The organism is Mesorhizobium sp. M7A.F.Ca.CA.001.10.2.1 (genome assembly GCF_003998575.1).
Taxonomy (GTDB): Bacteria; Pseudomonadota; Alphaproteobacteria; order Rhizobiales; family Rhizobiaceae; genus Mesorhizobium.
Window position 1 is genome coordinate 1 of record NZ_RZQY01000511.1, and the last position, 4,421, is coordinate 4,421.

Genomic DNA, 4,421 nt, shown 5'->3' on the forward strand with positions numbered 1-4,421 from the left:
GAGCAGAACCTTGCCGGAACCGGATTTCGGCGGCGCAAGAACCCGCGCCTGGTGCGATGTGAGTCCGTCGCGAGAAGCCGCGACATAGATGAATTTCTCATCTTCCCACGGCACGTCGGCGTCCTTGGCCAGCCGGTGCAGGCGCGAGCGGGCGACGCGGCGGGAAAAGTGGCACCAGTCGGGCGCGGTGAGCGGGCAGGGCGCCTGATGCGGGCAAGGCGCAAGCACATGCGCGCCCGCCTCGATCAACTGCCGGCGCACGGCAAGGATGCGCTGCCAGCCGGCGGGGGTGCCCGGCTCGACCACAAGCAGCGTGTCGGCGGTGAGTTGCCAGAGGCGGTCGATGAGCTTCGGCAGTGATGCGGGAGCGATTTCGTCGAGCACATAGGCGCACGTGACCAGATCGGCCGGCTCGATGTCGGCAAGGTCGATGGTGGCATCACCGGCCAGCCATCTGGTCTGGGCGGCAATTGTGTCGCCGGCAAGCGTCTCGCCGACCTTGCGCACCGCGGCACTGGCTTCGAACAACACTGCCTGTTCGAGATCGGGCCACTGGTCGGTCGTGGCCCAAAGCACCGTGCCAGGGCCGGCGCCGACATCGAGCAGGCTCCTGGGTTGAAAGCCGGGCTTTGCGTCGCTCAGCGCGTCGAGGCTGGCGCGGATCGCGGCATAGGTCGCCGGCAGCCGCGTCGCCAGATAGGCTTTCACTGCCAGGTCCTCGGCCATGTGCAAACGGCCGTCACGCAACTCGGCACGATAACGGTCGGACAGCGTTTTTGCCGCTTGCTTGAGTACCGCAAGAGGAACGTTTTCGAGCAGGCGCTCGACACCTTGGCGAAGGGAGGCCGGCAACTCCATCTCACGCGCCCCGCGGGACGAGAAGGATCACCGAAGCGCCGGCAATGCAGAGCGCGGCACCGGCAAGATCCCAGCGGTCGGGGCGAACGCCCTCCACCAGCCACAGCCAGCCAAGCGACGCCGCGATGTAGATGCCGCCATAGGCGGCGTAGGCGCGGCCGGCGGCTGACATGTCCACCAGCGCCAGCAGGAAGCCGAACAGGGCAAGCGAGGCGAGGCCGGGAAGAAGCCAAAGCGGCGACTTTTCGAGCCGCCACCAGGCCCAGAACGAAAAGCAGCCGGCGATCTCGGCCAGAGCGGCGGCGGCATAGAGGACGTAGGTCATGAAAAAAAGGTCCCGCGACAGTCACGGGACCTTTTTCAGTGCAGGCGCCGGCAATGGCAAGCGGCAATGCTATTCCTGGTCGGCAACCTTGCGGCGGCGAGCCGGCTTGGCGGCCGGGCTCTTTTTGACGGGAGCCGTTTCACGATGCCCCATGTCGCGCATCTCAAGCGCTTTTTCGCATTTGGCCATGTAGTCGCGTGTCATCGGCAGCGTGTCGTTCTTCTTGGCGATCTGGATCTGGAAGATCACCAGGTCCTGCCAGCGGAAGGCGGCTTCCGAGGCCGCCAGGTAGAATTCCCACATGCGGCAGAAACGCTCGTCATAGATCGCCTTGGCCTTGTCGCGATTGGCGGCGAAGCGCACGCCCCAGTGCTTCAGCGTATCGGCATAGTGGAGCCGCAGGATCTCGACGTCGGTGACGACCAGGCCCGACTTTTCGATCGCCGGCATGACTTCCGAGAGCGACGGGATGTAGCCGCCCGGGAAGATGTATTTGCGGATGAAGGCGCTGGTCGCCCACGGCACGCCGGAACGGCCGATCGTGTGCAACAGCATCACGCCATCGGGCTTGAGCAGCGTCGCGCTCTTGTCGAAGAAGGTGCGGTAGTGGTTGACGCCGACATGCTCGAACATGCCGACCGAGACGATGCGGTCGAAACGCTCGTTGAGTTCGCGGTAGTCCTTCAGCTCGAAATGCACACGGCTTTCCAGCCCTTGCGCGTGCGCCCGGTCGGTGGCTACGCCATGCTGCTCGGTCGACAGAGTCACGCCCTGCACGTCGACGTCGAACGCCTTGGCGAGGTAGAGGCCAAGCCCGCCCCAGCCGGAGCCGATGTCGAGCACGGTCTGGCCGGCCTTCAGCCGGAGCTTGGCGGCGATGTGGCGTTTCTTGGCGGCCTGCGCTTCGTCGAGCGTCATGTCCGGCTGCTCGAAATAGGCGCAGGAATATTGCATGTCCTCGTCGAGGAAGAGCCGGTAGAGGTCGCCCGACAAATCGTAGTGTCGCTGCACGTTGCGCCGCGAGCGCGAGGCGGTGTTGATCTGCTGCAGCCGGCGGAAGGCGTGGCGCAAGCCTTCGATGGCCTTCGACCAGGTGGCGTCGATGCCGCCGCTGCCCATGTTCTGGAAGGCGATGCGCATCACGCCCAGCACGCCGCCTTCGAGAATGTCGAGTTCGCCGTCCATGTAGGCTTCAGGCACCGCCAACATCGGATCGAAGGTGATGGCGCGCTCGGCATGCGCGGTCTTGATGTGCATGTGCACCGGTTCGCCGCTGCCGTCGCCGAAAACCACAGCCGAGCCCTTGGGACCAGTCACCTTGAGATTGCCGGTACGCACCAGGCGGTCGAGAACGCGCTTCAACAGAATATTCATGACCAAATGTCCCCTCTCGGCCAGACAGGCTGCCTTGGCGCGTGACCGCGAAAATCAGTGTCGATTTCCCCGAAGATCTTGCGCCGAACCAAAGTTGCACAGCGTGCTTTGCGCGGCCAAAGGACGCGCGACGCCATAGTCTGCAACAATATATAGGGGTTCGAAAAGTTCCATTTGGCACAAAAATGCCCGGGCGAGAGGCCCGGGCATTGGTCCAGCATGGCTGGATGACGGCAAAGTGATCGAAGCACGCTTCAATCGAGATCGGAGCGCAGCTTCAACCTCTTTGCTATGGATGATCAGGCGTTGTCTTCGCCGCCTTCAAACTCGGTGTTCGGATCGAAGAAGTTCTCCGGCCGGGCGTTGTCGTTGATGTCGTCGCCATAGATGGCTTCGGCGGTGGTCAGAGTCTCGCCCTTGGCCTGGCGCTCGGCTTCGTCGGCCGTGCGGGCGATGTTGAGCGTGACGGTGACCTCGACTTCCGGATGCAGCGCGATCGCCACATTGGTGACACCGATGGTCTTGATCGGCTGGTTGAGCAGGATCTGGTTGCGGTTGATCGAGAAACCTTCCGCCGTCAGCAGATCGGCGATGTCGCGGGTCGAAACGGAACCGTAAAGCTGTCCGGTTTCGCCGGCGGAGCGAACGGCGATGAAGCTCTTGCCGTCGAGCTTTTCGGCGACCTGGGCTGCTTCCGACTTGCGCTCGAGGTTACGGGCTTCGAGCTGGGCGCGCTGGCCTTCGAACTTCTTCTTGTTGGCTTCGTTGGCGCGCAGCGCCTTACCCTGCGGCAGCAGGAAGTTACGGGCGAAGCCGTCCTTGACCTTGACGGTATCGCCCATCTGGCCGAGACGGGAAACGCGTTCGAGAAGAATGACGTCCATGGTTTTGTTCCTTCGGTTGGGCGCCAATCGATCGATGAGATCGACGCCGAATGTCTTGGGAACAGGTCAGGAAGCTTGAGCGCCTTTGGCGCTGGTGTCGCTGTCCTGCCTGTTGCGGCAGTTAGAGGTTTTGACCTCAACCCGGGATTTGATGTTCGGCCCTGCGGCGCCCGTCGCCGTGGGAAAGAGCGGGCGGCGAACCGCCCGCATTTGAGATATTAGCGAACCACGTAGGGCAGCAGGCCGAGGAAGCGGGCGCGCTTGATCGCCTTGGCGAGTTCGCGCTGCTTCTTCTGGCTGACGGCGGTGATGCGCGACGGCACGATCTTGCCGCGCTCAGAAATGTAGCGCTGCAGCAGACGCACGTCCTTGTAGTCGATCTTGGGCGCGTTGGCGCCGGAGAACGGGCAGGTCTTGCGGCGGCGATGGAACGGGCGCCGGGTCGGGATCTGATTGATGTCGACCATTATTCTGCACCCCCTTCAAAGCCTTCGCGCGGACGGCGCGGACCACGATCGGCACCGGCGTCGCCGAACGAGCGCGGCGGACGATCGCCACGGTCGCCGCGATCACGATCGCCGAACGAACGCGGACCACGATCGCCACGGTCACGGTCGCCGAAGCCGCCGCGTTCCGAGCGCTCTTCGCGCTTCTGCATCATGGCCGACGGGCCTTCCTCATGCGCCTCGACCTTGATGGTCAGGAAACGCAGCACGTCCTCGGACAGGCCCATCTGGCGCTCCATCTCGTTGAGCGCGGCCGCCGGGCAATTCAGGTCCATCAGCGTGTAGTAAGCCTTCCGGTTCTTGTTGACCCGGTAGGTGAGGGACTTCAGTCCCCAGTTCTCGACCCGGCCGACGGACCCGCCATTAGCGGAGATGACACCCTTGTACTGTTCGACAAGCGCATCGACCTGCTGCTGCGAGAGGTCCTGCCGGGCAAGAAACACATGTTCGTAAAGAGCCATTATGTCCTATGCC

At 63.5% G+C, this 4,421-nt stretch carries 6 protein-coding genes; all 6 read right to left on the reverse strand.

The genetic code is table 11. The features are described 5' to 3' along the window. Window positions 1-858, reverse strand: an 858-nt coding sequence (locus tag EN964_RS26065; protein WP_127276907.1) for a small ribosomal subunit Rsm22 family protein, incomplete at its 3' end; no start/stop codon positions are given. 1 nt (window position 859) lies between these two features. Beyond that, window positions 860-1,183, reverse strand: coding sequence for a YnfA family protein (locus EN964_RS26070; RefSeq protein ID WP_127272490.1), 324 nt, complete (start codon window positions 1,181-1,183; stop codon window positions 860-862). A gap of 69 nt (window positions 1,184-1,252) precedes the next feature. After that, window positions 1,253-2,557 carry a cyclopropane-fatty-acyl-phospholipid synthase family protein gene (locus tag EN964_RS26075; RefSeq protein ID WP_127272489.1) on the reverse strand — a complete coding sequence of 435 codons (1,305 nt, stop codon included), beginning with the start codon at window positions 2,555-2,557 and terminating at the stop codon, window positions 1,253-1,255. 299 nt (window positions 2,558-2,856) lie between these two features. Beyond that, the gene (gene rplI, locus EN964_RS26080) at window positions 2,857-3,441 is read right to left on the reverse strand and encodes a 50S ribosomal protein L9 (RefSeq protein ID WP_023813757.1); all 585 of its coding nucleotides are present in this window, start codon (window positions 3,439-3,441) and stop codon (window positions 2,857-2,859) included. Between the two features lie 218 nt (window positions 3,442-3,659). Then, window positions 3,660-3,908 carry a 30S ribosomal protein S18 gene (gene rpsR / locus EN964_RS26085; RefSeq protein WP_006203718.1) on the reverse strand — a complete coding sequence of 83 codons (249 nt, stop codon included), beginning with the start codon at window positions 3,906-3,908 and terminating at the stop codon, window positions 3,660-3,662. Continuing rightward, window positions 3,908-4,408 (reverse strand): 30S ribosomal protein S6, encoded by a 501-nt coding sequence (gene rpsF, locus EN964_RS26090; protein ID WP_013532520.1) that lies wholly within the window; start codon window positions 4,406-4,408, stop codon window positions 3,908-3,910. The genes rpsR and rpsF overlap by 1 nt, the downstream gene beginning before the upstream one ends. Window positions 4,409-4,421 lie beyond the last annotated feature (13 nt).

Bases quoted from the DNA above. Each gene is read 5' to 3' on its own strand.
- EN964_RS26070 (WP_127272490.1), bottom strand. From the start codon at position 1,183: ATGACCTACGTCCTCTATGCCGCCGCCGCTCTGGCCGAGATCGCCGGC.
- rplI (WP_023813757.1), bottom strand. From the start codon at position 3,441: ATGGACGTCATTCTTCTCGAACGCGTTTCCCGTCTCGGCCAGATGGGC.
- EN964_RS26075 (WP_127272489.1), bottom strand. From the start codon at position 2,557: ATGAATATTCTGTTGAAGCGCGTTCTCGACCGCCTGGTGCGTACCGGC.
- rpsR (WP_006203718.1), bottom strand. From the start codon at position 3,908: ATGGTCGACATCAATCAGATCCCGACCCGGCGCCCGTTCCATCGCCGC.
- rpsF (WP_013532520.1), bottom strand. From the start codon at position 4,408: ATGGCTCTTTACGAACATGTGTTTCTTGCCCGGCAGGACCTCTCGCAG.